The sequence below is a fragment of the Mesorhizobium sp. P3_B5 genome (assembly GCF_056402815.1).
This window is the reverse complement of the sequence record NZ_JBFUGR010000003.1, coordinates 363,481-385,865: the sequence shown is the minus strand read 5'-3', so window position 1 is coordinate 385,865 and position 22,385 is coordinate 363,481. Positions and strand designations below refer to the sequence as shown.

The window sequence follows — 22,385 nt, the reverse complement described above, 5'->3', positions numbered from 1 at the left end:
TTTTGCGCAGATCGAAAACAATCGCTCATTATTTGTGCATTGCACAAGTATGCCATTTCGGCGGGCAGTCGGCTTCGGGGCTGATTTTTCCAAGGATTCAAACGCTTGAGGCTCACGGCGAGCGACTGGCACGCATGATGCTTTGGTTAATCCGATCAAAGGGGAAGCCGGATGTCCAAAGCCGCCGAAATCGACATCGTGTCCGTTTCGAAAGTCTATGGCGCAACCACCGCCGTCGAAGACATCAGCCTGAAAATTCCGGCCGGCACCTATTGCTGCCTGCTTGGTCCCTCCGGCTGCGGCAAGACCTCGACGCTGCGCATGATCGCAGGGCATGAGAGCATTTCCAGCGGCGATGTGCGGCTCGGCAATGTGGTGGTCACCGATCTGCCGCCGGCCAAGCGCGGCACCGCCATGATGTTCCAGTCCTACGCGCTGTTTCCGCATCTCGACCTGATCGACAATGTCGCGTTCAGCCTCAAGATGAAAGGCGTCGGCAAGGAGGAGCGTCGCGCCAAGGCGCTCGACATGCTGAAGCTGATGCAGATGGAGGCCTATGCCGGCCGTCGCCCGGCGCAGCTTTCAGGCGGCCAGCAGCAACGCGTGGCGCTGGCCCGCGCGCTGATTACCGACCCCGAGGCGCTGTTGCTCGACGAACCGCTGTCGGCGCTCGATCCGTTCCTGAAAATCCGCATGCGGGCCGAGTTGAAGAAACTGCAGGCGTCGCTCGGCATCACCTTCGTCCATGTCACCCACAGCCAGGAAGAGGCGATGGCGCTGGCCGATCTGATCGTGGTGATGAATGACGGCCGCATCGAGCAGGCGGCACCACCGCGCGACGTCTTCGAGCGACCGGCCACCGCCTTCGTCGCCCGTTTCATGGGCGACCACAACGTGATCTCCGGCCGCGTCAGTGGTGAGCGCGACGGCATGGTCGTCTTCGATGTGCCGGGTGGTACATCGTTGGCAGCCAGCGGGCAGAGCAGGCAGGCCGGTGAGCCCATCGACATCGCCATTCGCACCGATCATGTGCGGATCGGTGACCCGCCGGCCAGCGGGCTCGGCTTCACCGGCATCATCTCCAACATCGAGTACCGCGGCTCGACCGTGAAGCTCTCGGTCAACGGCGCCGGCATCGAGGATTTCACCGTCATCGTCGACGACACCAGCTTCTTCGCCAAGCCGGTGGCCGTCGGCGATGCGGTGCCAATCGCCTGGGACCCCGCGGACGCGATCGTCCTCGGCCGTCTCGATTCCTGAACCAGCATAACCAACCAGAAAAGGGGAACAGAAAATGACCAACACCACCGACACCAAGAAGACAGGAATTTCCCGCCGCTCGCTGCTCAAGACAGGGGCTGCGGCCGTCGGTTTTGCCGCCGGCTCCGGCGCCATATCAGGCTTCCCGACCATCTGGGCGCAGTCGAACATCACGCTGCGCCAGTTCGGCACCGGCGTGTCGAACCTCAACGCCATCGCCGACAAGTGCAAGGCCGATCTCGGCATTACGCTGGAAATGACCGCGACCGATTCCGACGCCGCCGCCCAACGCGCGGTGACGCAACCGGACAGCTACGACATTGCCGACATCGAATACTGGATCTGCAAGAAGGTGTTTCCGAGCGGCGTGTTGCAGCCGATGGATGTCAGCAAGCTGAAATATTATGACGAGCTGGTGCCGCTGTTCAAAACCGGCAAGCTGACGCCCGACAGCGTGATTGCCCAGGGCACCGCGCCGCACACGGTCGGCTATGTCGAGGCGCAGGACTCAAAGACCTTCGCCAAGGGGCCGACCAACTGGTTCACCATGGTGCCGACCATCTACAACGCCGACACGCTTGGCATCCGTCCCGACCTCGTCGGCCGCGACATCACCACCTGGGCCGACATCATGGACCCGGCCTTCAAGGGCAAGACCGCGATCCTCAACATCCCGTCGATCGGCATCATGGACGCGGCAATGATCATGGAAGCCACCGGCAACATCAAATATGCCGACAAGGGCAACATGACCAAGGAAGAGATCGACAAGACGATCGACTTCCTGATCAAGGCCAAGCAGGCTGGCCAGTTCCGCGCTTTCTGGAAATCCTTCGACGAGAGCGTCAATCTGATGGCGTCGGGCGAAGTGGTGATTCAGTCGATGTGGTCGCCGGCCGTCGCCGCCGTGCGCTCCAAGGGCATCGCCTGCCGCTTCCAGCCGCTCAAGGAAGGCTACCGCTCATGGGGCGGTGGCCTTGGCCTCGCCGCCCACCTCAAGGGCGCCGAACTCGACGCTGCCTATGAATACATCAACTGGTACACGTCCGGCTGGGTAGGCGGCTATCTCAACCGCCAGGGCTACTATTCCGCCAACATGGTGTCGGCCAAGAAGTTCATGTCCGAGGACGAGTGGGGTTACTGGATCGAGGGCAAGCCGGCCAAGGGCGAGATCAAGGCGCCAGACGGCACCGTTATGGAAAAGGCCGGCGCCGTGCGCGACGGCGGCTCGTTCGAAGAGCGCATGGGCAAGGTCGCCTGCTGGAACTCGGTCATGGACGAGGACCGCTACATGGTGAAGCGCTGGAACGAGTTCATCGCGGCGTGATGCACTGATCGCGGATGACGGCGGCGACGCCGCCGTCATCCGCAACACCACAGCTCGTCGGATATCCCGCATGACAGTCGCGCTCGAACGCCCCGCAATCGCCGCCGCCAAGCCCGCCAGGCGCCGCCGCTGGTCGTTCAGTGCCGTCACGCCCTACCTGCAATCAGCGCCGCTGGCGCTCATCCTCGGCGCATTCCTGCTGCTGCCTATCATCATGATCGTCGTCGTCTCCTTCTGGGACTACGACTTCGCGGCGATGTATCCGGATTTCCTGACCACCAACTATTCCGACGTGCTCGGCTCCTGGGTGACCTGGAAGACTTATCTCAACACCATCAAATTCGCAGCCATCGTCTGGGCGCTGACCTTGTTCATCGGTTTCTGGGTGGCCTATTTCCTTGCCTTCCATATCCGCACCACGGCCATGCAGATGGTGCTGTTCCTGGTCTGCACGGTGCCGTTCCTGACCTCCAACATCATCCGCATGATCTCCTGGATTCCGGTGCTCGGCCGCAACGGGCTGATCAACTCGACGCTGGTGCAACTGGGCCTGGTGCCGAAGCCGATCGAGTGGCTGCTTTATTCCGAATTCGCCGTGGTGCTGGCCATGGTGCATCTTTACACGCTGTTCATGGTGACGCCGATCTTCAACACGCTGATGCGCATTGACCGGTCGCTGTTGGAGGCCGCGCGCGACGCCGGCGCTTCCGGCTGGCAGGTGCTTTGGAACGTCATCATACCGCTGGCCAAGCCCGGCATGGCGATCGGCACCATCTTCGTCGTCACGCTGGTGATGGCCGATTTCTCTACCGTGCAGGTGATGTCGGGCGGCCAGAGCGCCTCGGTGGCGCTGATGATGAAGAACCAGATGTCGCTGCTGCAGTATCCGGCAGCCGCCGCCAATGCGGTCGTGCTGCTGGTGCTGGTGCTGTTGATGGTCGCCGGCATCCTGCGCATCGTCGACATCCGCAAGGAGCTCTGACGTGAGCCACGAAAAACGCACCCTTGAATTCTACGTGCTGGCGGCCTTCTTCGCGCTGTTCGTGCTGTTTCTCTACGGCCCGCTTTCGGCGATCCTGATCCTGTCCTTCCAGGGTGAGAATGGCGGCCTGACGTTTCCGCTCAACGGCGTGTCGCTGCACTGGTTCGCCAATCTGTTCGAGCGCCAAGCGGTCGGCGATTTCGGCGGCAGTTTCAAGAGATCGCTGATGCTGGGCGTCATGGTGATGATCGTCACCGTGGTGGTGTCGCTGCTCGCCGGCCTTGCTTTTCGCCAAAAATTCCGCGGCGCCACTGCGTTGTTCTACCTGGCCGTTGCCAGCCTCGTGGTGCCGTCGATCATCATCTCGCTCGGCATCGGCGTCGTCTTCCAGCAGATCGGCTTTCGCCCGACCTGGTACACGTCGGCTTTCGGCGCGCATCTGACATGGACCTTGCCGTTCGGCGTGCTGATCATGCTCGCCGTCTTCAACCGGTTCTCGCCGGCCTATGAGGAAGCCGCGCGCGATCTTGGTGCAACCTCCTGGCAGACCTTCGCCCATGTCGTGCTACCGATGATCGCGCCGAGCCTGATCGGCGTCGGCCTGTTCGGCTTCACGCTGTCCTATGACGAGTTCGCGCGCACGCTGATGACGTCGGGAACCTTCAACACGCTGCCCCTGGAAATCTACGGTATGACCACCAACGTCACGACGCCGGTGCTCTATGCGCTGGGCACGGTGACCACGGTGTTTTCCTTCCTGGTGATCCTGGCGACGCTCGGCGCCATTCTCTATCTCGGCCGCCGCCGGGCAAGGGCTTGAGAACCGCAGTGCAGATTCTCGTTGTCAATCCGAACACCACCGCCAGCATGACCGAGACCATCGCGGGGGCGGCGCGGTCCGCCGCCGGCGCCGCGACGGAAATCGTCGCCGTCACCTCCTCGATGGGTCCGGTTTCGATCGAAGGCTACTATGACGAGGCGCTGGCCGTGCCCGGCCTGCTGGTCGAGATCGCCGCCGGCGAGCGCTCGGGCGCGCAGGCTGCGATCATCGCCTGTTTCGACGACACCGGCCTCGACGCCGCGCGCGCCATGGCCAATATTCCGATCATCGGCATCTGCGAGGCCGCGCTCAGCATCGCCTCATTCATCGCCCAACGCTTCACCGTGGTGACGACGACCACACGATCATGGGTTCCCGTCGAGGCGCTGGTGCAGCGCTACGGCATGGCGGGCCGGGCGCGCGTGCGCGCGGCCGATATTCCAGTGCTCGCGCTTGAAGACCCGGCATCCGGTGCGGTCGAAAAACTGCGTGGCGAGATTGCGCGCGCCATCGACGAGGATCGCGCCGAGGCGATCGTGCTCGGCTGCGCCGGCATGGCCGATCTTGCCCACCGGCTGCAGGCGGAATTCGGCGTTCCGGTCATCGACGGCGTCGGCGCCGCGGTCAAACAGGCCGAGGCGCTGATCGCGCTTGGCCTGTCGACATCCAAGCGTGGCGCCTATGCAAACCCGCTGGCAAAGCCCTATCGTGGCGTCCTAAAATCCTTTGCACCGGGACCTGTTGCCGCCGAGTGATTGCAATGCCTCGAACGATCCGGACGCTCGCTGAGAGCGAAGTGGAAACCCTTGTCGACTGGGCAGCTGTCGAGGGCTGGAACCCCGGCTTCGGCGATGCCGCGGTGTTCCGCGCGGCGGATCCAGGTGGCTTCATCGGCGCTTTTGTCGATGGCGAGATGGTCGCCGGCATTTCGGCCGTCGCCTATGGCGACGATTTCGGCTTCATCGGCCTCTACATCTGCCGTCCGGACCGGCGTGGCCAGGGCCATGGCAAGGCGGTGTGGGATGCCGGCATGGCGCGGCTTGGCAACCGCACGATCGGCCTCGATGGCGTTGCCGAGCAGCAGGCCAATTACCGCAGCATGGGCTTCGTGCCTGCCTATGACACCGTTCGCTACAGCGGGCACGCTGCCGGTGAGGCCAGCGGCAGCGACGTCCGGCCTGTCACGCCAGACCTTCTCGCCGATATCCTGGCCTACGACCGTCACTGTTTTCCGGCGCCCCGACAAGCCTTCCTGCAGGAATGGTTGCGGCCACCGCGCAACGCGCTTGCGGTCGTGAACGCAGGAAGAATTTACGGCTATGGCGTCGCGCGGCCGTGCCGGGACGGTTTCAAGATCGGGCCTTTGTTCGCCGACGACATGGACATTGCGCTGCAACTGGTGACGGGACTGGCAGGCTTGCAGGCAAGCGACACGCTGCACATCGACGCTCCTGCGACCAATGGCGAGTTCATCGCCGCGCTCGAGGCGGCCGGTCTGTCACCGGGCTTCACAACGACCCGGATGTACAGGGGAGGCGTGTCTGCCCCGTCGGGAGTTTTCGGGATAACGACCCTGGAGCTCGGCTGAAGCCGAGCCCCGGGCACGGGCGGTCATTGCCGCCTCGTTCTTCCCGATCGGATTTCGGAAACGACGGTCAGGCCGCCCGGGCTCCTGGCGTTTTACGCGCCCAGGCCGGCAGCCAGTCGCCATGGGTGGCGAGCAATTCATCGACCAGCGACCATATCTGGTCGAGGTCGAGTTCGGCTGCCGTGTGCGGGTCCATCATTGCCGCGTGATAGATATGCTCGCGGTTTTCCGTCATCAGGGCCTGAACCGTCAGCTCCTGCACGTTGATGTTGGTGCGGATCAGGGCGGTGAGCTGCGGCGGCAGGTCGCCGATGAAGGTGGGCTGGATGCCGGAGGCATCGACGAGGCACGGCACCTCGGCGGCGCAATTGGTGGGCAGCGAGGTGATGCAGCCATTGTTGCGGACATTGCCGTAGATCACCGACGGCTCGCCCGTCCACACCGAATTCATGATCGAGGACGCGTATTCCTTCGACTGCTCGACCTCGATCCTGTCGGCTGAACGATAGGCTTCGGCTTGCCCTTTCCAGCGTTCGATCTGCTCGATGCAGCGCTTGGGATACTCGTCCAGCGGAATGCCGAACTTCTCGATCAGATCGTCGCGGCCTTCCTTGATGAAGTAGGGCGTGTATTCGGCGAAATGCTCCGAGCTTTCGGTGACGAAATAACCGAGCCGCGTCAGCATCTCGTAGCGCACCTTGTTTGGGCAGCGCGGGTTCCAGCCCGGCTTCGGCGCGCGGCCTTCGCGATAGGCGCGCACCAGATCGGGATAGAGGTTGCGGTACGAGCCGTCCGGCTGGCGATGCTCGAATTTGAGATAGAAGGCCATGTGGTTGATGCCGGCGGAGCGGTAGCGGATTTCCTCGTAGGGAATGTCGAGGTCGTGGGCGAGCTCCATCGCCGTTCCCTGCACCGAATGGCAGAGGCCGACCTGCCTGATCTCGGGGTATCTCTCCGCGATCGCCCAGGTGTTGATCGCCATCGGGTTGACGTATTGCAGCATGATCGCCTGCGGGCAGACGGCGAGCATGTCCTCGCAGACCTTCCAGAGATGCGGCACGGTTCGCAGGCCCCGCATGATGCCGCCGACGCCGAGCGTATCGGCGATGGTCTGGCGCAGGCCGTATTTCTTCGGGACTTCGAAATCAGTGACCGTGCAGGGTTCGTAGCCGCCGATCTGGAAGGCGACGACGACGAAATCCGCGCCCTTCAACGCCTTGCGCTGATCGGAATAGGTTTCGGCCTTGGCCTTGACGCCGAGGGTCGAGATCAGCTTGTTGACGACAATGGCGCTCTCTTCGAGGCGCTGCGGGTTGAGGTCCATCAGGGCGATGCTCGCCCCCGATAATGCCGGACGCTGCAGCACGTCGCCGACGATGTTCTTCATGAACACCGTGGAGCCAGCTCCGATAAAGGTGATCTTGGGATTTCTTGTCATTACAGTCTCCGGCAAATGCAATCAGGCTACCTCGAAAGCGGCTTTGACGAGCCGTTGCGTGTAGGCGGTTTTGGGATTGGACAGAACTTCGTTGACCGGCCCCGCTTCGACGATCTTGCCGTGCTGCATGACGATCACACGGTGGCAGAGGGCGCGGACGACCTTGAGATCGTGCGAGATGAAGAGGTAGCTGAGGCCCCGTTCGCGCTGCAGCTTACGCAGCAGTTCGATGATCTGCGCCTGGACCGAAAGATCCAGCGCCGATGTCGGCTCGTCGAGCACGATGAATTCGGGTTCCAGCGCGATCGCTCTGGCGATGGCGATACGCTGGCGCTGGCCGCCGGAAAACTCGTGCGGGAAACGCGAGAGGATATTGCCGGGCATGCCGGCGCTGGTCAGCGCGTCGCGCACCCGGTCGATGCGATCGCTCTTGGTCGCCCCGATCCGGTTAACGACCAGCCCCTCTTCGATGATCTGGCCTATCGTCATACGCGGGTTGAGCGATGAAAACGGATCCTGGAAGACGATCTGCATGCGCGAGCGCAACGGCCGCATCTCAGCCCGCGACCGGCCATGGATCGGCTGGCCGTCAAAGTAGATCTCGCCGCCGCTGCTGGTGTTGAGCCTGAGCAACGCCTCGCCGAAGGTCGTCTTGCCCGACCCGGATTCGCCGACGAGGCCCAGTGTCTCGTGGCGGCAAAGGGTCAGGTCGAGACTGTCGACGGCGACGAGTTCGCGCAGGTCCGGTTTCAGGAAAGTGCCGTGCCGCAACATGAAGGAGACGCGCACGCGCTTGGCATCGAGGATGATGCCCGCGCCTTCCGGCAACGGATTGGCCTGGCCGCGCGGCTCGGAGGCCAGCAGGTGCTTTGTGTAGGGATGCTGCGGATCGGCGAAAAGCCTGTCCGTTACATTGTGCTCGCACATGGCGCCGTGCTGCATGACATAGACATAGTCGGAGAACTGCCGCACCACGGTCAGGTCATGGGTGATCAGGATCACCGCCATCCGCAATTGTTTCTGCAGGTTGCGAATGAGGTTCAGGATCTGCGCCTGAACCGTGACGTCGAGCGCCGTCGTCGGCTCGTCGGCGATCAGCACGTCCGGATCGTTGGCGAGCGCCATGGCGATCATCACACGCTGGCGCTGGCCGCCGGAAAGCTGGTGCGGATATTGCCGCAGCCGCGCGGAAGGGTCCGGTATCTGCACCTGTTGCAATAGTTCCAGCGCTCGCGCCTCGGCTTGCCTGCGGCTCACCTTGCGATGCACCCGGATCGCCTCGACGATCTGACTGCCGATCGTATAGATCGGATTGAGCGAACTCATCGGCTCCTGGAAGATCATCGAAATGCGGTCGCCGCGCAGTTTGCGCCGCTCCCGTTCGGAGAATTTCAGAATGTTGGCGCCGTCGTACTCGACGGTCGATTTCGCCGACACCACCGCGCGCTTGGACAGCAGCCCCATGACGGTGCGCGCCGTCACCGACTTGCCCGATCCGGATTCGCCGACGATGGCGATCGTCTCGCCGCGATAGAGCTGGAAGGAGATGTCCTTGACGGCTTCGACCGTGCCGTGTTCGACCTTGAATTCGACCGCGATGTTGCGGGCATCGATGACCGGATTTTCCGAACGTCCGTCATGGTCGAGCCGGACAGGCGGTGCGAAGGTGTTGACGAGTGCGAGAGCCATCACATCACCTCAATAAGGATCCACCGCGTCGCGCAGCCCATCGCCAAGCGCGTTGAACGCGAAGACGGTGACGAGCACGAAGCCGACGGGCGCAAGAATCCAGGGATAGGTGCCGATGACCGAGTAGGTCGCGGTGTCCTGCAGCATCAGCCCCCAGGAGATCAGCGGCGGCTTCACCGCGAAACCGAGGAAGCCCAGGAACGATTCGAGCAGCACGACACTCGGGATCGCCAAGGTGACGGCAACGATGACGTGGCTCATTACGTTCGGGAAAATGTGCTGCATGATGATGCGACGGTCGGTGGCGCCGACGGCAATCGCGGCACGGACATAGTCGATCCGGGCCAGCGCCAGCGTCTTGCCGCGGACTTCGCGCGACATCTGCGCCCAGCCGAGTGCGGACATGACGATGATCACAAAGGCCAGGAAGACGTTCGTCGGAGCTGTCACCGGGACCAGCGATGTCAGCGCCAGGTAGAGCGGCAGTTGCGGAAAAGCGAGCACCAGTTCGACGAAGCGTTGCACCCAGACATCGAACACACCACCGAAATAGCCCGAAACCATGCCGACAGTGGTGCCGATGACGGTGACGATGAAGACCACGGTCAGCGCGATCATCAAGGAGATGCGCGAACCATAGATGGCGCGGGCCAGCACATCGCGGCCGAATTTGTCGGTGCCGAGGAAATGCACCGGAAGGCCGTCGGTCGAGCCGAAGAAGTGCCGGTTGGCAGGGATCAGGCCAAGGAGCCTGTAGTCCGCGCCCTTGACGAAGAAACCGAGCAGGCGCGGGTGGTCATAGTCCGGTCCTACGACCGGCTGGAAGGTGACCGGGTCAAGCTCTTCGGAATCGGCCAGCGCATAGACACGCGGCTGGAAGACGAAATTGCCGTCCTTGTCGTGGAAGCTCATCATTTGCGGTGGCGCGAAACCGACATCGGTCACCTTGGGGTCCATGGGGGCGAAGAAATCGGCGAACACCGCCATCAGCACCAGAAATACAACCAGGATCAGCCCGGCCATGCCGGTCCAGGATCGCTTCAGCCGACGCCAGACGAGCGCCATATAGCTTTCGTTGCCATGCGACGGTCTCGTCGTGACGGGTTCTTCGACGGGCGGCGGCAGGGAGGGATCGATCGCAAGCATCTCAAGCCCCCGCATACTGGCGGACGCGGGGGTCGAGCAGGACCAGCAGCATGTCGGCGATGATGTTGCCGACGATCAGTGTCGCCGACAGCACCATCATGAAGGTGGCGGTGACATAGACGTCGCCGACCGCCATCGAGCCGACGATCGCCGGCCCGACGGTCGGCAGCGCAAAGATGATCGCCGTCTCGATCTCGCCTGTCAGCATGTAGGGCAGCACCACGCCCTGGTACATGACAAGCGGATGCAGCGCATTCGGCACCGCATGGCGCATGACGACTGCGGCGCCGCTCAGGCCCTTGGCGCGGGCCGTTTCGACATACTGGGCATTCAGCGTGTCGAGCAGATTGCCGCGCATGACGCGCATATTGTAGGCGAGCCCGCCAAAAGTTGCGATCGCAACGACCGGCCAGACATGTTTGACGAGATCGGCGAATTTGGCCCAAGACCATGGCGCCCCGCCATATTGCGGCGAGAAGAAGCTGCCGATCTCGGACACGTTGAACTTGAAAACCAGGAGATAGACGATGATCAGCGCCATCAGGAAGCGCGGCACCGTCATGCCGAGGAAGGCGACGGTCGAAAGCGCGCTGTCGATCCAGCTATACTGTCTGGTCGCCGCCCAGATGCCGAAACCGATGCCGAGCACGGAGGCCAGGATGTGGCACACAAGAGCCAGCAGCAAGGTGCGCGGCAAGCGCTCACCGACCACATCGGCAACCGGCTTGTTGTAGTAGAGGCTGTAGCCGAAATCGCCGTGGGTGACGATGCCGCCGATCCAGTTGAAATACTGGACCAGCATCGGCTTATCGAGCCCGTGCTCGACCCGGTAGGCCTGCGCCTGCGCGTCGGCCTCGGCGAAGGAGGCGCCACCCTGATTGATGAGCTGGGAGCGAATGTAATCCGCATAATCGCCCGGCGGTGCCTGGATGATGGCAAAAGTCACCGCGCTCAGGATGACCAGCACCGGTATGGCGGAGGCTATGCGCACGAGCAGGAATCGTAACATTTGACGGTTCGCTTCGCTTTGCAGCAGTTGCTCCTCGTGGGTGCAGCCGGCGGTTTCTTTTTTGTCCGGCCGCGCTCGCGGCGCGGCCGGAAGGTCTTTTCGTCTGGGAGGATCTTAAAGCGCGTCGCAGGTGGCAGCGCGCTTCAAGTTTCTTTTTTGATGCATGTCGTTACCCAAAACCGCTGCGCGTTTTTGGGCGACAGGCATTAGTTCATCGGACCCTTGTCTCCGGGCTTGCCGGGCAATTGTTCGGGGAACAGCTCATACTTGCCCTGTTTGTCGGCGGCGACCCAGACACGTTCACGGATGATCGAGTCTTCGGCCCAGTTGAACATGAAGATCGGCGTGCCCTGCAGGATGTTCGAGAAGCGCTTGTTGATGATCAGCGCGCCCGGATATTCCGTCAGGCCGATCGTGTAGATGTGTTCCGTCGAGATCTTCTGGAACTGCTTCATCAGGCTGGCACGCTCGTCATTGTCCTGCGTCGAGACGAACTTGTTGACGATGTCGACAAGGTCCTTCTCGAACGGCATCAGATCGACCTGGCCGCTTTCCGGAGCGCGATGGTTCCAGCTGGTCTTCGGGCCGACAGGGGCCAGCTGCTCGGTGTTCTGCACGACGGAGGTGAGCTCCTGGTCGTTGCGCCTTACCAGCCAGTCGAAGCGGCCGGAATATTGTGAGGCGTCGCGCTGGGTGCCGTCGAGCCCGTTGAGGACAATGCGCAGGCCAAGCTTTTCCATCTGGCCGACGACACCCTCGGCGAGACTCTTGTCGGTGGTGTAGTCGTTGTTGACCAGCATCACGATCTCGACGTTCTTGCCGCCGGCGGTGCCGGCCGGGAAGTTCACGAAGCCGTCGCCGTCCGTATCCTTCAAGCCTGCCTTGGCGAGCTCTGCCTTGGCGCCTTCGAGATCGAATGGATAGTAGACGGTTGAATTCCGGTCATAGAAGCTTGTGCCTGAGGAGAGGCCGCCGGGATAGATCGCGGTGAACGGACCCTTGACCAGCGAGTCGCCAAGCGCCTTGCGGTCGAGTGCCATGGTGACGGCCTTGCGGAAGTCCTCATTGCGGTTCAGCTCGCGGATCGCCTGCCCGCGTTCGTCAGGGTTGCCCCAGCCGTTGGCGGAGAAGTTCATGCGCAAATTGTAGCCAATCAGGCGCGGACCGAAGGCGAGACGGGCCGGTGCGTCCTTTTCCGCCGCACGCTTCAGTGAGGCGACGAAGTTTTCAGGCTGCTCGAGGTTCGAGAAATCGGCGGCGCCTGCGACGGCCTGGACGTCGCGGTCTGCCCAGGTCGAGAGCTTGTAGTGAAGCTCATTGAGGTAAGGCAGCTGGTTGCCCTTCTCGTCGACCTTCCAGTAGTAGGGATTGCGCCGCAGCACGATAATGTCGTCCGGCCGGTATTCGACCGGCACCCAGGCGCCCATCACCGGCATGTTCATATATTCCGGCGGGAAGGCGTTCTTGAACTGCTCGTAGGTGTTCTTCGAATATTTCGGGTGGTGCGGCTTCAAAATATGCGCTGGGCCGGGGCAGAAAGTGCCGTAGGCCATGGCATAGAGATACTGCTTCGGGAAGGCTTCCTTGAAGGTCCACTCGACGGTGTAGTCATCGATTTTCTTCAGCGTCGTGCCGACGCCAAAGGTTTCCGGGGTGGCGCCGTTGAGCGGCGAGACATTCGGGTCGACGACCTCGTCATCCCAGTAGAACATGACGTCGTCGGCATTGAACGCAACACCGTCAGACCATTTGGCGCCTTCGACCAGGTGCATCGTCAGCTTGTGGCCGTCCTTCGACCAGTCCCAGCTTTTGGCCAGGTTCGGCAGCGGCTCGGTGTCCTTGGCCTCGACCTGGAACAGCGGCGCGGTGCGCGTCAAGCATTCGGAAAGGCCGATATCGATGCCGCCCCAACCTTGCGTCTGGCCGGCGCCATAGTTCCAGCCTTCCGGCCGGCCGCCGATGACATGGCGCATCGTATCGCCGTAGACGCCGATGCCGTCCTGCATGTTGGCGGTCTTGAAGACCAGCGGCTCCTTCGGCAGCCGATCCTTGACCGGCGGCAGTTCGCCGGTCTTGACGTATTTCTGCGTGACCCAATCGGGCTCGTGGTATTCGGGCAGCGCCTTGAACTCCAGGATGGAGTCGCGCGCCACATAGGTGATTTTTCCCTCGGCGGGAAATTGTGCGGGCGCCGGCGGCACGGTCGGTTCGGATGCGTGCGCAGTCAACGCCGCGGCGGATACGCTCAGCGCCAGCCCGGCAAGAATGCCAATGTTTCGGAAACTCGTCATCGTCTCTCCTCCCTGTTGTTGTTTCGGAGCGCTTGCGCCACTCCATTGCTCCTCGAGATATGCGGTCGGTGATCTCCTCCGAAAATCAGCCGTGATCCGTTCTGCCTGTCGTTCAGACGGCCTGTTTGAGGGCCGCCTTTTCGGTGCGCAGCTCCTCGATCGAGCGGACGTCGCGGCGTGCGGCGCCTGCCCATTCGCGGGTCTTGACCCTGGATTTCGAAAGCCGTTCCTTCGCGGCCGGAATGGCATGGGCGTATTGCGGCAGCCAGTTGGCCTGGGCGACGACCATCTCATCGACCATTTGCCAGACTTCTTCCGGCGTCGAGACGGCGCCGACCAGCGGGTCGTGCAGGACCGCCAGTTTCAAAAGGTCGATATCGCCTGATATCGCCGCATGAACCGACATGCGCTGGACATTGATCGAGGAAATGCAGGTGGCGGCGCAGGCTTCCGGCAGCGTGATGCCGGCGGCCATGTTGATGCCGAAGCGATCGACGAAGCCCGGCGACTCGATGATCGCGTCCTGCGGCAGGTTGGTGATGACGCCATTGTTCTTGACGTTGAAATGGCCGCGATAGACGCGGTTGGTCTCCAGCGCTTCCAGAATGTGGCTCGCATGCTCGTTGGAGCGCTTGGCAGGATCGATCGGCCTGGCAGCGGATTCGAGAAATTGCGGAAATTCCGTTTCGAACCAGTTGCGCGTTTCCGTGGAGTGGCGAAGGTAGCCGCCGGTTTCGCCATGGATCCAGTCCGACATGTCGATCCAGCGGGTGATTTCGTCCGGCCGCTTGCGGTACCAGGGCAGATATTCGGAAAGGTGGCCGTTGCTTTCGGTCGAATAGACGCCGAAGCGCTTCAGGACATCGATACGCAGCTTTTCCTGCTGCGAAAAAACCGGATGCGCCTCGAAAGCCGCAACCAACTCGTCCTTGCCGATCTTGCGGCCGTTGAGACGCAGATCGATGAACCAGGTCTGATGGTTGATGCCGGAGCAGACATAGTCGAGTTCGCCATGCGAGTTGGCACCCAGCACTTCGGCGATCTGCTCGGCGCCGTGCTGGACGCCATGGCAGAGGCCAACGGTATCCACCTTGCCATACTCGATCGCCGCCCAGGTGTTCATCGCCATCGGGTTGGCATAGTTGAGGAATTTCGCCCCAGGCTCGGCGAGTTCGCGGATGTCCTTGCAGAAGTCGAGAATGACCGGGATGTTGCGCTGGCCGTAGAGAATGCCGCCGGCGCAGATCGTATCGCCGACGCACTGGTCGATGCCATATTTCAACGGGATTCGGATGTCGTCGGCATAGGCTTCGAGGCCGCCGACGCGCACGCAGCTGATGATGTAGCGAGCCCCCTCAAGGGCAACGCGGCGATCCGTTGTCGCCGTGACCCGCGTCGGCAATTTGTTGAATTCGACGATCCTGTCGAGGATCTCCTTGATCATTCCGAGATTGTGCTGGCTAAGGTCGGTCAGCGCGAATTCGACATCCCTGAATTCCGGAACGCACAGAATGTCGGTAAACAGCTTCTTGGTGAAGCCGACGCTGCCCGCGCCGATGATGGCGATTTTGAAACTCATCACTTCACCTCGATCCTGTCGAAATGTTAGGTAAGGGCGACAAAAGGAAATTTGATCCACATGCCGCGGCATAGAGCCACGACAAACGGGAATCCGGCGTCTCCTCCTGACCGCTCCTCGACCGCGGCTTCTTATGCTTTCGGCAGGGATTATGCGCCTATTGAGGAAAGCGACCAGAGAAGGATTGTGCTTTCGGGGGTAATTTTGTGCTGCGCGACCTGATCGACACCGGACCATCGGGCAGAACCGTCTCGCTGCCGCGCGGCCGTCAGCGCCTGCACACCATGCCGACAAGCACCGGCTACGAAGTGCGCGAGAACGAAATCTACGACTGGGATGGACGCAAGCGCGGCCAGACGCCGTTTACGGTGCTTCAGCACACAATCAGCGGCACTGGCCGGCTGCGCTACGAGAACCGCAACTACCGCCTGCAAAAGGGCGACACGCTGCTGGTGCTGGTGCCGCACAATCACCGGTACTGGCTGGCCAAGGGCGAGCGCTGGGAATATTTCTGGATATCGATGAACGGCGATGAGGCGCTGCGCATCCACAAGCTGGTCCTTGCCGCCGTCGGCCCGGTGCTGCGGTTGCAGCCGTCGACGATCGATCATCTCGCAGACTGCAGCGTGCGCCTGGTCAAGGGCGCGGCCTCGCCCGGAGCCGCGTCCGCCGTCGCCTACGAGGCGGCGATGGCGCTCTATGACGATGTGTTCGGCTCGCATGCCTTCACCGACGAGAAAAGCCCGATGCAGCCGGTGATCGATCACATCAAGGCCAATCTCGACAGGCCGCTGTCGGTCGACGATCTAGCGGCGATCAGCGGGCTCAGCCGCGCGCATTTCTCGCGCTGCTTCGCCGAGAGCGAGGGCCTGCCACCGGCCGAATTCGTGCTGCAGCAGCGGCTGCAGCGTGCGGCGAAATTGCTGACGAAAGCCGACTTCCTGCCGGTGAAGGAAGTGGCCATCATGTGCGGCTTCGAAGATGCCAACTATTTTTCGAAAGTCTTCCGCCGCCTGTATGGCATCAACCCCACGCAATTTCGCACCACCGGCATGTATGCCAGCGTGGGCAACCACCGTTAGATGGCCCTAAGACGGCGAATGGGCCGGTGGATCGGAAGACGGCACCGAGGGAATGGACTCACATGCGCAATGCTTCTCTTTTCGACCTTTCCGGCAAGAAGGCGCTGGTCACCGGCGCCAGCCGTGGCATCGGGCGCAGCATTGCCGAGGCTTTGAGTGCTGCCGGCGCCGATGTCGCGGTCACCGCACGTGCCGTGCCGTCCCTCGACGAGACGACCGCGGCCATACGTCAAGCCGATGGCATTGCGCATGCGCTGGCCCTCGATGTCACCGATGTCGGTAGCTGCAGGAGCGCGGTGGCGGAGGCAGCCCACCTGCTCGGCGGGCTCGACATCCTCGTCAACAATGCCGGCGTGGAAGAGGTCCGGCCTTCACTCGATGTCGAGGAAGCCCTGTGGGACAGGATCGTCGACACCAATCTCAAGGGAGCGTTCTTCTGCGCCCAGGCCGCCGCCCGCCACATGAGAGAGGCGGGGCGACCAGGCGTCATCATCAATCTCTGCTCCCTGACATCCGAAGTCGGCGTGCCGACAGCGGTGCCGTACGGTTCGTCGAAATCGGGCCTGCTCGGCATGACGCGTGCTCTGGCGGCGGAGTGGGCGGAGCTCGGCATCCGCGTCAACGCCATCGCGCCCGGATACTTCCGGACAGCCATGACCGATGTTTTTTACAGCGACGAGACCTGGCAGCGGGCAATGCTTGCCAAGATACCGCAGCGACGCTTCGGCGATGTCGCCGATCTGCATGGGGTCGCCGTGTTCCTGGCGTCCGATGCCGCTGCCTACATAACCGGACAGTCGATCCCGGTCGATGGCGGCTTTCTGGCGTCGATATGACCGGGTGACAGTGGCTGCGCTGCGGCGCGAAGCCGGGCAGCGAGAATCAACTTGGCATCTTGTATGTGGTTGTACATACTTTGTGGAAGCCGCCCGGCATGTTGACATTTTCCAGAAGAGGGAACACCCATGTCTGACATCAGCTTTCATGATCTGTCGTCGATCGATGCTGGCCAGCGAGCCGATTTGCTGAAGCGAGCCGAAGGCGATCTGTCGACTTTCGTCGAGAAGGTCCGGCCGATCATCCAGTCGGTCAGGGACGAAGGCGATGCGGCGCTGATCCGGTTCGCCAGGGAGTTCGACAAGGCCAGTGTGGCCGAAGGTGAGCTGAAGGTCTCGGAGGCCGAATTCGACGCGGCGTTCGACACGGTCGAAAAGGATGTCACCGAGAGCATCAAATACGGTATCGGCAACATCCGCAGTTTCCACCTGGAGCAGCGGCCGGAACCGATGTGGCTGAAGGAGGTTCGGCCAGGCGCCTATGCCGGTGACCGGTACACGCCGATCGCTTCGGTTGCGCTTTACGTGCCACGCGGCAAGGGTGCCTTTCCATCGGTGACGATGATGACGTCGGTTCCCGCCGTGATCGCCGGGGTGCCGCAGATCGCGATCGTCACGCCGCCGACATCGGATGGCTCCGTGGACGCCGCCACTCTGGTCGCAGCCCGCCTTGCCGGCGTCGAGACCGTCTACAAATGCGGCGGCGCCCAGGCTGTCGCCGCAGTCGCTTATGGCACCGAGACGGTGAAGCCAGCTGTCAAGATCGTCGGTCCTGGCAGCCCGTGGGTGGTTGCGGCAAAGAGCTTGTTGTCCTCGGTCATCAACACCGGTCTTCCGGCCGGCCCCTCCGAAGCGATCATCTTTGTCGACGACAGCATCGACGGCGGCCTTGCTGCCCTCGACCTTTTGATCGAGGCCGAGCATGGGCCCGATTCATCGGCCTATATCGTCACGCATAGCCGCAAGGTTGCTGAAGCCGCCCTTGCCGCCATTCCGGAACACTGGTCGCGGATGACCGAGCAGCGTGTCGAATTTTCGCGTGCGGTGCTGACCGGAAAGCGCGGCGGCATCGTGCTGACGGCGTCATTGGAAGACAGCTACCGCTTCATCAACGACTATGCGCCCGAGCACCTCGAGATCCTGTCGAAGGAGCCGTTTGCGCACCTTGGGCAGATCACCGAAGCGGCCGAAATCCTGATGGGGCCGCACACGCCGGTGACGCTCGCCAACTTTGTCCTCGGACCCAATGCGGTGCTGCCGACCAGCCGCTGGGCGCGAACCTACGGGCCGCTTTCGGTGACGGATTTCGTCAAGCGCTCGTCCGTCGGCTATGTCACCTCGGCAGCCTATCCGGAACTCGCCGGGCATGCGCGCAAGCTGGCCCGCTACGAAGGTTTCAGTTCCCACGAAAACGCGATTTCAGAGATCCGCAACCGCTATCTCTAAGGGGTCGCCATGAAAGCCGTACGCCTGCATGGACCCGGTGACTTGCGCGTCGAAGACATCGCGGCACCAAGCGATCCCGATGCGGGCTGGGTGAAGCTGAAGGTCACGGCCGCGGGCATTTGCGGCTCGGACCTGCACAATTTCCGGACGGGCCAGTGGATAAGCCGATCTCCGTCCACGGCGGGGCATGAACTGACAGGCGAGGTGACAGCGGTCGGGGAGGGCGTGGACACGCTCGCCGTCGGCGACAGGGTCGTCGCCGACTCGCGCTTCTGGTGCGGAGACTGTGCTGAGTGCAGAGCGGGGCGCAGGCAGCACTGCAGCTCGCTTGGATTTGTCGGTGAAGTCTGCGATGGCGGCTTCGCCGAAGAGGCCGTCTTGCCCGCCCGTCTCCTGCACATCGTCGATGCCGCCCTTGACGAGCGGGTTGCGGCAATGGCCGAGCCGCTTGCGGTGGCTTTGCATGCCGTGCGGCGCCTGCCTAAAAACGGACGTTCCGTCCTCGTCACCGGTTGCGGCCCTATCGGCGGTCTCGTTGCCTTGCTGCTCTCCCGAACATTTCAGGGGACCATTCTGGTCACCGACCGCAACCCGAGCCGCTGCGCGCTGGTGGCGCGAGTCACCGGCGCCGTGCCTGTCGTGCTGAACCGCGAAGCCATCGCCGCGGCCACGGCGTATACCCCCTTGCTCGCCGCTGTCGAAGCGACAGGCAGCATCGCCGTACTCGAGCAACTGCTGGGTGTTCTCGATCCGGGCGGCGCGGTGGCAATGGTCGGCATATTCCATGGCCGTCTCGATATCGATCCCAACACTCTGGTTGAACGGGAAATCACATTGCTGGGCTGCCATGCGTTTGCGGACGAGCTTCCCGACGCCATTGCGATGCTCGGTGAACTGACGCAGCCCCTGATCGAGCTGATCGACCGCGAGGTCGGCCTCGATGACGTGCCCGCCGCCTATGAGCGGTTGCTGGCGGGGCGAGCCGATGGCTTGAAAACGATCATCCGGATGCAGCAACGTGCCGAGGGCGCATGACTTTCGATGGATTGCCGGAAAGGACTTTGAAGATGAACACCTTGCCCAATACGGCGAGCCCGCTCTACGAAAAGGTGAAGGACTACATCCTGACCAACATCGGCACCGGGCGATGGAGCAAGGACCGCAAGCTGCCGTCCGAAAACGAACTCGTGGCATCGCTCGGCGTTTCCAGGATGACCATCCATCGGGCCTTGAGGGAGCTGACGTCGGCGGGATTTCTGGTCCGCATTCAGGGCGTTGGAACGTTCATTGCGCCGCCTCGGCCGCAGTCGGCCCTGCTTGAGATCAACAACATAGCGGCGGAGATTGTCGGGCGCGGCAACACGCACCGTTCCGAAGTGCTGGTCCTTGAAACCATCATGCCGGCAAAGGAGCTGATGCTTGCCTTCGAGATGGCGAAACGGGTTGCCGTCTACCATTCCGTCGTCGTGAATTTCGAAAACGACGTGCCCGTGCAAGTCGAAGAGCGCTTCGTCAATCCAGGCCTCATCCCCGACTATGACAAGCAGGATTTCACGAAGACGGCGACGTATGACTACCTTATGCAGAAAACCCCGGTGACCGAGGTCGAGCACATCATCTCCGCCATCCCGGCGGATACCGAGACCGCGCTGCATCTGGGCATCGAGGTCGGCGATTGCTGCCTCTTTCTGCATCGCCGCACATGGACCGGCGCCGTGGTGGCGACGATCAGCAAACTGACCTATGCGGGCAGCCGGTACACCCTCGGCAGCCGCTATTCTCCTTCCAAAAATGCCTGACCAGGAGAAGCCATGGCTTGTATATGCATGTATGTAGTTTTACTTCTTGACAACGGCTTTCGCCGACGTTGAAATGCCGCTGCACTTCCATGAAGGCTGCGGAAAAACGCCAGGGCAAGAGCCGCGAGAGCAGAACCCGCCTTCTCACCAGACCGGTGCTTTGTTGAAGAAGTGATCCGGCATCAAGGGGAACAATGACGATGCGTAACCTCACAGGACAATTTCGCGCGCTGTTCATGGCTGCGGCCATCGGCATCGCCGCCAGCCAGGCCGCAAATGCGGCCGATGCGACCATTCCCACCACGCCCGAGGCGGGTTCATTCAAGATCGGCATCGAACCGTGGCTTGGATATGGCCAGTGGCATATCGCCGAGGCCAAGGGTCTGTTCAAGGCAAACGGGCTGGCGGACGTCCAAATCGTGAACTTCGCCCAGGACAAGGATATCAACGCTGCCCTGGCGAGCGGCCAGCTCGACGCAGCCAACATCGCGACCCACACGGCGATGGGTATGGTTGCCGCCGGCCTGCCGGTGAAAATCGTGCTGCTGCTCGATGTCTCGATGACGGCCGACGCGATGATCGCCGGCAAGGACATCACGTCGGTCAAGGATCTCAAGGGTAAGCAGGTCGCCTTCGAGGAAGGCACGACGAGCGATATCCTGCTCAAATATGCGCTGGCCAAAAACGGCATGTCCATCGACGATATCCAGCCGGTACCGATGCCGGCGTCCGATGCAGGCGGCGCGTTGATCGCCGGTCAGGTTCCGGTCGCGGTCACCTATGAGCCCTATCTCACCGTGGCCATGGCGCAGAACAAGGACTTCAAACTGATCTTCACCGCCGGAGAGGATCCCGGCCTGATCAGCGACGTGCTGGTGGTGCGCGATGAGGTGATCAAGTCGCGCCCCGGGCAGGTGCTGGCCATGATCAAGAGTTGGGACGCAGCGCTGAAGGACTACACCGCCGATACGCCCGGTGGCCGCGCTATCATCTCCAAGGCGGTTGGTTCGAGCGTCGAAGACCTCAACACCGCGTTTGACGGCGTGCGCTACTATTCGCTCGCCGAAAACAAGACGGCATTGACCGGCGATTTCTCGACCAAGACGTTTGCCGATGTCGAAGCCGCCGCCAAGAACGCCAAGCTGCTTCAGGCCGATGTGACGCCCGAGCAGATGATCGACCCGGCTTTCGTCAAGGCGGCAGAGTGACGAAGGCCTGACGTGGCAACGAAAACGGCCGAGGAGCGTGCTGTGACCACGAGCCCGCCTCCGGAGCCAGTCACGAAACGCACGCCGGCGCGCCGCCGATCCTCGGGGATCGGCGTGCCCATCGCCCGGTCGCGCTTCGTGATGATTGCCGTTGCGGTGTTCATCGGGCTCGGTGTTGCCTGGTGGGCAGCCACAGGCCTTGGGGCGGTGAAAGCGATCTTCCTGCCATCGCCCGGCAGTGTGGCAAGCCAGCTCGCCAAGCTCGCCGGCGACGGCACGCTGTGGATCGACCTCAAAGCGTCGATGTACCGTATCTCCATCGGATTCTTGATTGCCTCGGCCCTGGCAATCCCGATCGGCGTGCTGATCGGCAGTTTCAGGTCGTGGGAAGCAGCGGTCGAGCCGCTGGTGGATTTCATCCGCTACATGCCGGTGGTCGCTTTCGTGCCCTTGTCCATCCTCTGGGCGGGTACGGGAGACACGCAGAAATTCCTGATCATCTTCATCGGCACCTTCTTTCAGCAGGTCCTGATGATCATGGACAATGTGAAGCGGGTTCCGAAGGATTTCATCGGCCTTGGGCGGACACTCGGCCTGCCGGATCGCAAGATCCTGACCCGCATCGTGGTGCCGAGTGCCTTGCCGGGCATCTGGGACACGCTGCGCATCAGCCTCGGCTGGGCCTGGACATGGCTCGTGCTGGCGGAACTCGTCGCGGCGACATCCGGCCTCGGCTATCGCATCACAGTGTCGCAGCGCTATTTCCAGACCAACACCATCATCGGCTACATCCTGCTGCTGGGCGTCCTCGGCCTGGTCACGGACCAGGTCATGAAGGCGCTTGAGAAAGTGCTGTTTCGTCAGGATGGCCAATCGCAATGAGAT

At 62.2% G+C, this 22,385-nt stretch carries 19 protein-coding genes; 13 read left to right on the top strand and 6 right to left on the bottom strand.

Translation table 11 applies throughout. The annotated features are described in order from the left end of the window. The first annotated feature begins 171 nt into the window (after nt 1–171). The 6 genes from AC1DVW_RS11560 to AC1DVW_RS11535 all read left to right on the top strand — a co-directional run bounded on the left by AC1DVW_RS11560 (nt 172) and on the right by AC1DVW_RS11535 (nt 5,977). Nucleotides 172–1,260: an ABC transporter ATP-binding protein gene (locus tag AC1DVW_RS11560; RefSeq protein WP_477323173.1), complete on the top strand. Its 1,089-nt coding sequence runs from the start codon at nt 172–174 to the stop codon at nt 1,258–1,260. 34 nt (nt 1,261–1,294) lie between these two features. After that, a complete protein-coding gene (locus tag AC1DVW_RS11555) occupies nt 1,295–2,587 on the top strand; it encodes an ABC transporter substrate-binding protein (RefSeq protein ID WP_477323171.1) in 1,293 nt (430 codons plus the stop codon). Between the two features lie 70 nt (nt 2,588–2,657). Continuing rightward, nucleotides 2,658–3,569: an ABC transporter permease gene (locus AC1DVW_RS11550; protein ID WP_477323169.1), complete on the top strand. Its 912-nt coding sequence runs from the start codon at nt 2,658–2,660 to the stop codon at nt 3,567–3,569. 1 nt (nt 3,570) lies between these two features. Beyond that, on the top strand, nt 3,571–4,389 hold the full coding sequence (locus AC1DVW_RS11545; protein ID WP_477323168.1) for an ABC transporter permease: 819 nt from the start codon (nt 3,571–3,573) through the stop codon (nt 4,387–4,389). A gap of 8 nt (nt 4,390–4,397) precedes the next feature. Then, nucleotides 4,398–5,144: an aspartate/glutamate racemase family protein gene (locus AC1DVW_RS11540; RefSeq protein ID WP_477323166.1), complete on the top strand. Its 747-nt coding sequence runs from the start codon at nt 4,398–4,400 to the stop codon at nt 5,142–5,144. Nucleotides 5,145–5,149: 5 nt separating this feature from the next. Further along, entirely contained in the window at nt 5,150–5,977 is an 828-nt protein-coding gene (locus AC1DVW_RS11535; RefSeq protein ID WP_477323164.1) for a GNAT family N-acetyltransferase, read from the top strand. A gap of 67 nt (nt 5,978–6,044) precedes the next feature. On the opposite strand, the gene melA (AC1DVW_RS11530) is transcribed toward AC1DVW_RS11535, so the two are convergent. The 6 genes from melA (AC1DVW_RS11530) to melA (AC1DVW_RS11505) form a co-directional block, all read right to left on the bottom strand. Continuing rightward, nucleotides 6,045–7,415 (bottom strand): alpha-galactosidase, encoded by a 1,371-nt coding sequence (gene melA, locus AC1DVW_RS11530; RefSeq protein WP_477323162.1) that lies wholly within the window; start codon nt 7,413–7,415, stop codon nt 6,045–6,047. 21 nt (nt 7,416–7,436) lie between these two features. Continuing rightward, nucleotides 7,437–9,104: an ABC transporter ATP-binding protein gene (locus AC1DVW_RS11525; RefSeq protein ID WP_477323160.1), complete on the bottom strand. Its 1,668-nt coding sequence runs from the start codon at nt 9,102–9,104 to the stop codon at nt 7,437–7,439. Nucleotides 9,105–9,113: 9 nt separating this feature from the next. Then, nucleotides 9,114–10,250: an ABC transporter permease gene (locus AC1DVW_RS11520; RefSeq protein ID WP_477272956.1), complete on the bottom strand. Its 1,137-nt coding sequence runs from the start codon at nt 10,248–10,250 to the stop codon at nt 9,114–9,116. Nucleotide 10,251: 1 nt separating this feature from the next. Further along, nucleotides 10,252–11,259 (bottom strand): ABC transporter permease, encoded by a 1,008-nt coding sequence (locus AC1DVW_RS11515; protein WP_477272954.1) that lies wholly within the window; start codon nt 11,257–11,259, stop codon nt 10,252–10,254. A gap of 206 nt (nt 11,260–11,465) precedes the next feature. Further along, nucleotides 11,466–13,550: an ABC transporter substrate-binding protein gene (locus AC1DVW_RS11510; protein WP_477245691.1), complete on the bottom strand. Its 2,085-nt coding sequence runs from the start codon at nt 13,548–13,550 to the stop codon at nt 11,466–11,468. A 112-nt stretch (nt 13,551–13,662) separates the two neighbouring features. After that, nucleotides 13,663–15,129, bottom strand: a complete 1,467-nt coding sequence (gene melA / locus AC1DVW_RS11505; RefSeq protein WP_477323158.1) for an alpha-galactosidase — start codon at nt 15,127–15,129, stop codon at nt 13,663–13,665. 206 nt (nt 15,130–15,335) lie between these two features. Between melA (AC1DVW_RS11505) and AC1DVW_RS11500 the strand changes: the two genes are divergently transcribed. From AC1DVW_RS11500 to AC1DVW_RS11470, 7 genes are all read left to right on the top strand, one after another. Next, nucleotides 15,336–16,211 (top strand): AraC family ligand binding domain-containing protein, encoded by an 876-nt coding sequence (locus tag AC1DVW_RS11500; RefSeq protein WP_477323156.1) that lies wholly within the window; start codon nt 15,336–15,338, stop codon nt 16,209–16,211. A gap of 62 nt (nt 16,212–16,273) precedes the next feature. Further along, complete coding sequence (locus AC1DVW_RS11495) at nt 16,274–17,047, top strand: SDR family NAD(P)-dependent oxidoreductase (RefSeq protein ID WP_477323154.1); 774 nt, start codon at nt 16,274–16,276, stop codon at nt 17,045–17,047. Between the two features lie 129 nt (nt 17,048–17,176). Beyond that, nucleotides 17,177–18,493, top strand: a complete 1,317-nt coding sequence (hisD, locus tag AC1DVW_RS11490) for a histidinol dehydrogenase (RefSeq protein WP_477323152.1) — start codon at nt 17,177–17,179, stop codon at nt 18,491–18,493. A 9-nt stretch (nt 18,494–18,502) separates the two neighbouring features. Beyond that, on the top strand, nt 18,503–19,528 hold the full coding sequence (locus tag AC1DVW_RS11485) for a zinc-dependent alcohol dehydrogenase (protein ID WP_477323150.1): 1,026 nt from the start codon (nt 18,503–18,505) through the stop codon (nt 19,526–19,528). A gap of 32 nt (nt 19,529–19,560) precedes the next feature. Then, nucleotides 19,561–20,292 carry a histidine utilization repressor gene (hutC, locus tag AC1DVW_RS11480; protein ID WP_477323148.1) on the top strand — a complete coding sequence of 244 codons (732 nt, stop codon included), beginning with the start codon at nt 19,561–19,563 and terminating at the stop codon, nt 20,290–20,292. A 194-nt stretch (nt 20,293–20,486) separates the two neighbouring features. After that, nucleotides 20,487–21,500: an ABC transporter substrate-binding protein gene (locus AC1DVW_RS11475; protein WP_477323146.1), complete on the top strand. Its 1,014-nt coding sequence runs from the start codon at nt 20,487–20,489 to the stop codon at nt 21,498–21,500. A 108-nt stretch (nt 21,501–21,608) separates the two neighbouring features. Beyond that, complete coding sequence (locus AC1DVW_RS11470) at nt 21,609–22,382, top strand: ABC transporter permease (RefSeq protein ID WP_477323335.1); 774 nt, start codon at nt 21,609–21,611, stop codon at nt 22,380–22,382. Nucleotides 22,383–22,385: the final 3 nt, after the last annotated feature.

What these genes read in the sequence shown, in the direction of transcription:
- AC1DVW_RS11560 (WP_477323173.1), top strand. Translation starts at nt 172, where the DNA reads ATGTCCAAAGCCGCCGAAATCGACATCGTGTCCGTTTCGAAAGTCTAT.
- AC1DVW_RS11555 (WP_477323171.1), top strand. Translation starts at nt 1,295, where the DNA reads ATGACCAACACCACCGACACCAAGAAGACAGGAATTTCCCGCCGCTCG.
- AC1DVW_RS11550 (WP_477323169.1), top strand. Translation starts at nt 2,658, where the DNA reads ATGACAGTCGCGCTCGAACGCCCCGCAATCGCCGCCGCCAAGCCCGCC.
- AC1DVW_RS11535 (WP_477323164.1), top strand. Translation starts at nt 5,150, where the DNA reads ATGCCTCGAACGATCCGGACGCTCGCTGAGAGCGAAGTGGAAACCCTT.
- melA (WP_477323162.1), bottom strand. Translation starts at nt 7,415, where the DNA reads ATGACAAGAAATCCCAAGATCACCTTTATCGGAGCTGGCTCCACGGTG.
- AC1DVW_RS11525 (WP_477323160.1), bottom strand. Translation starts at nt 9,104, where the DNA reads ATGGCTCTCGCACTCGTCAACACCTTCGCACCGCCTGTCCGGCTCGAC.
- AC1DVW_RS11520 (WP_477272956.1), bottom strand. Translation starts at nt 10,250, where the DNA reads ATGCTTGCGATCGATCCCTCCCTGCCGCCGCCCGTCGAAGAACCCGTC.
- AC1DVW_RS11515 (WP_477272954.1), bottom strand. Translation starts at nt 11,259, where the DNA reads ATGTTACGATTCCTGCTCGTGCGCATAGCCTCCGCCATACCGGTGCTG.
- AC1DVW_RS11510 (WP_477245691.1), bottom strand. Translation starts at nt 13,550, where the DNA reads ATGACGAGTTTCCGAAACATTGGCATTCTTGCCGGGCTGGCGCTGAGC.
- melA (WP_477323158.1), bottom strand. Translation starts at nt 15,129, where the DNA reads ATGAGTTTCAAAATCGCCATCATCGGCGCGGGCAGCGTCGGCTTCACC.
- AC1DVW_RS11495 (WP_477323154.1), top strand. Translation starts at nt 16,274, where the DNA reads ATGCGCAATGCTTCTCTTTTCGACCTTTCCGGCAAGAAGGCGCTGGTC.
- hisD (WP_477323152.1), top strand. Translation starts at nt 17,177, where the DNA reads ATGTCTGACATCAGCTTTCATGATCTGTCGTCGATCGATGCTGGCCAG.
- AC1DVW_RS11485 (WP_477323150.1), top strand. Translation starts at nt 18,503, where the DNA reads ATGAAAGCCGTACGCCTGCATGGACCCGGTGACTTGCGCGTCGAAGAC.
- hutC (WP_477323148.1), top strand. Translation starts at nt 19,561, where the DNA reads ATGAACACCTTGCCCAATACGGCGAGCCCGCTCTACGAAAAGGTGAAG.
- AC1DVW_RS11475 (WP_477323146.1), top strand. Translation starts at nt 20,487, where the DNA reads ATGACGATGCGTAACCTCACAGGACAATTTCGCGCGCTGTTCATGGCT.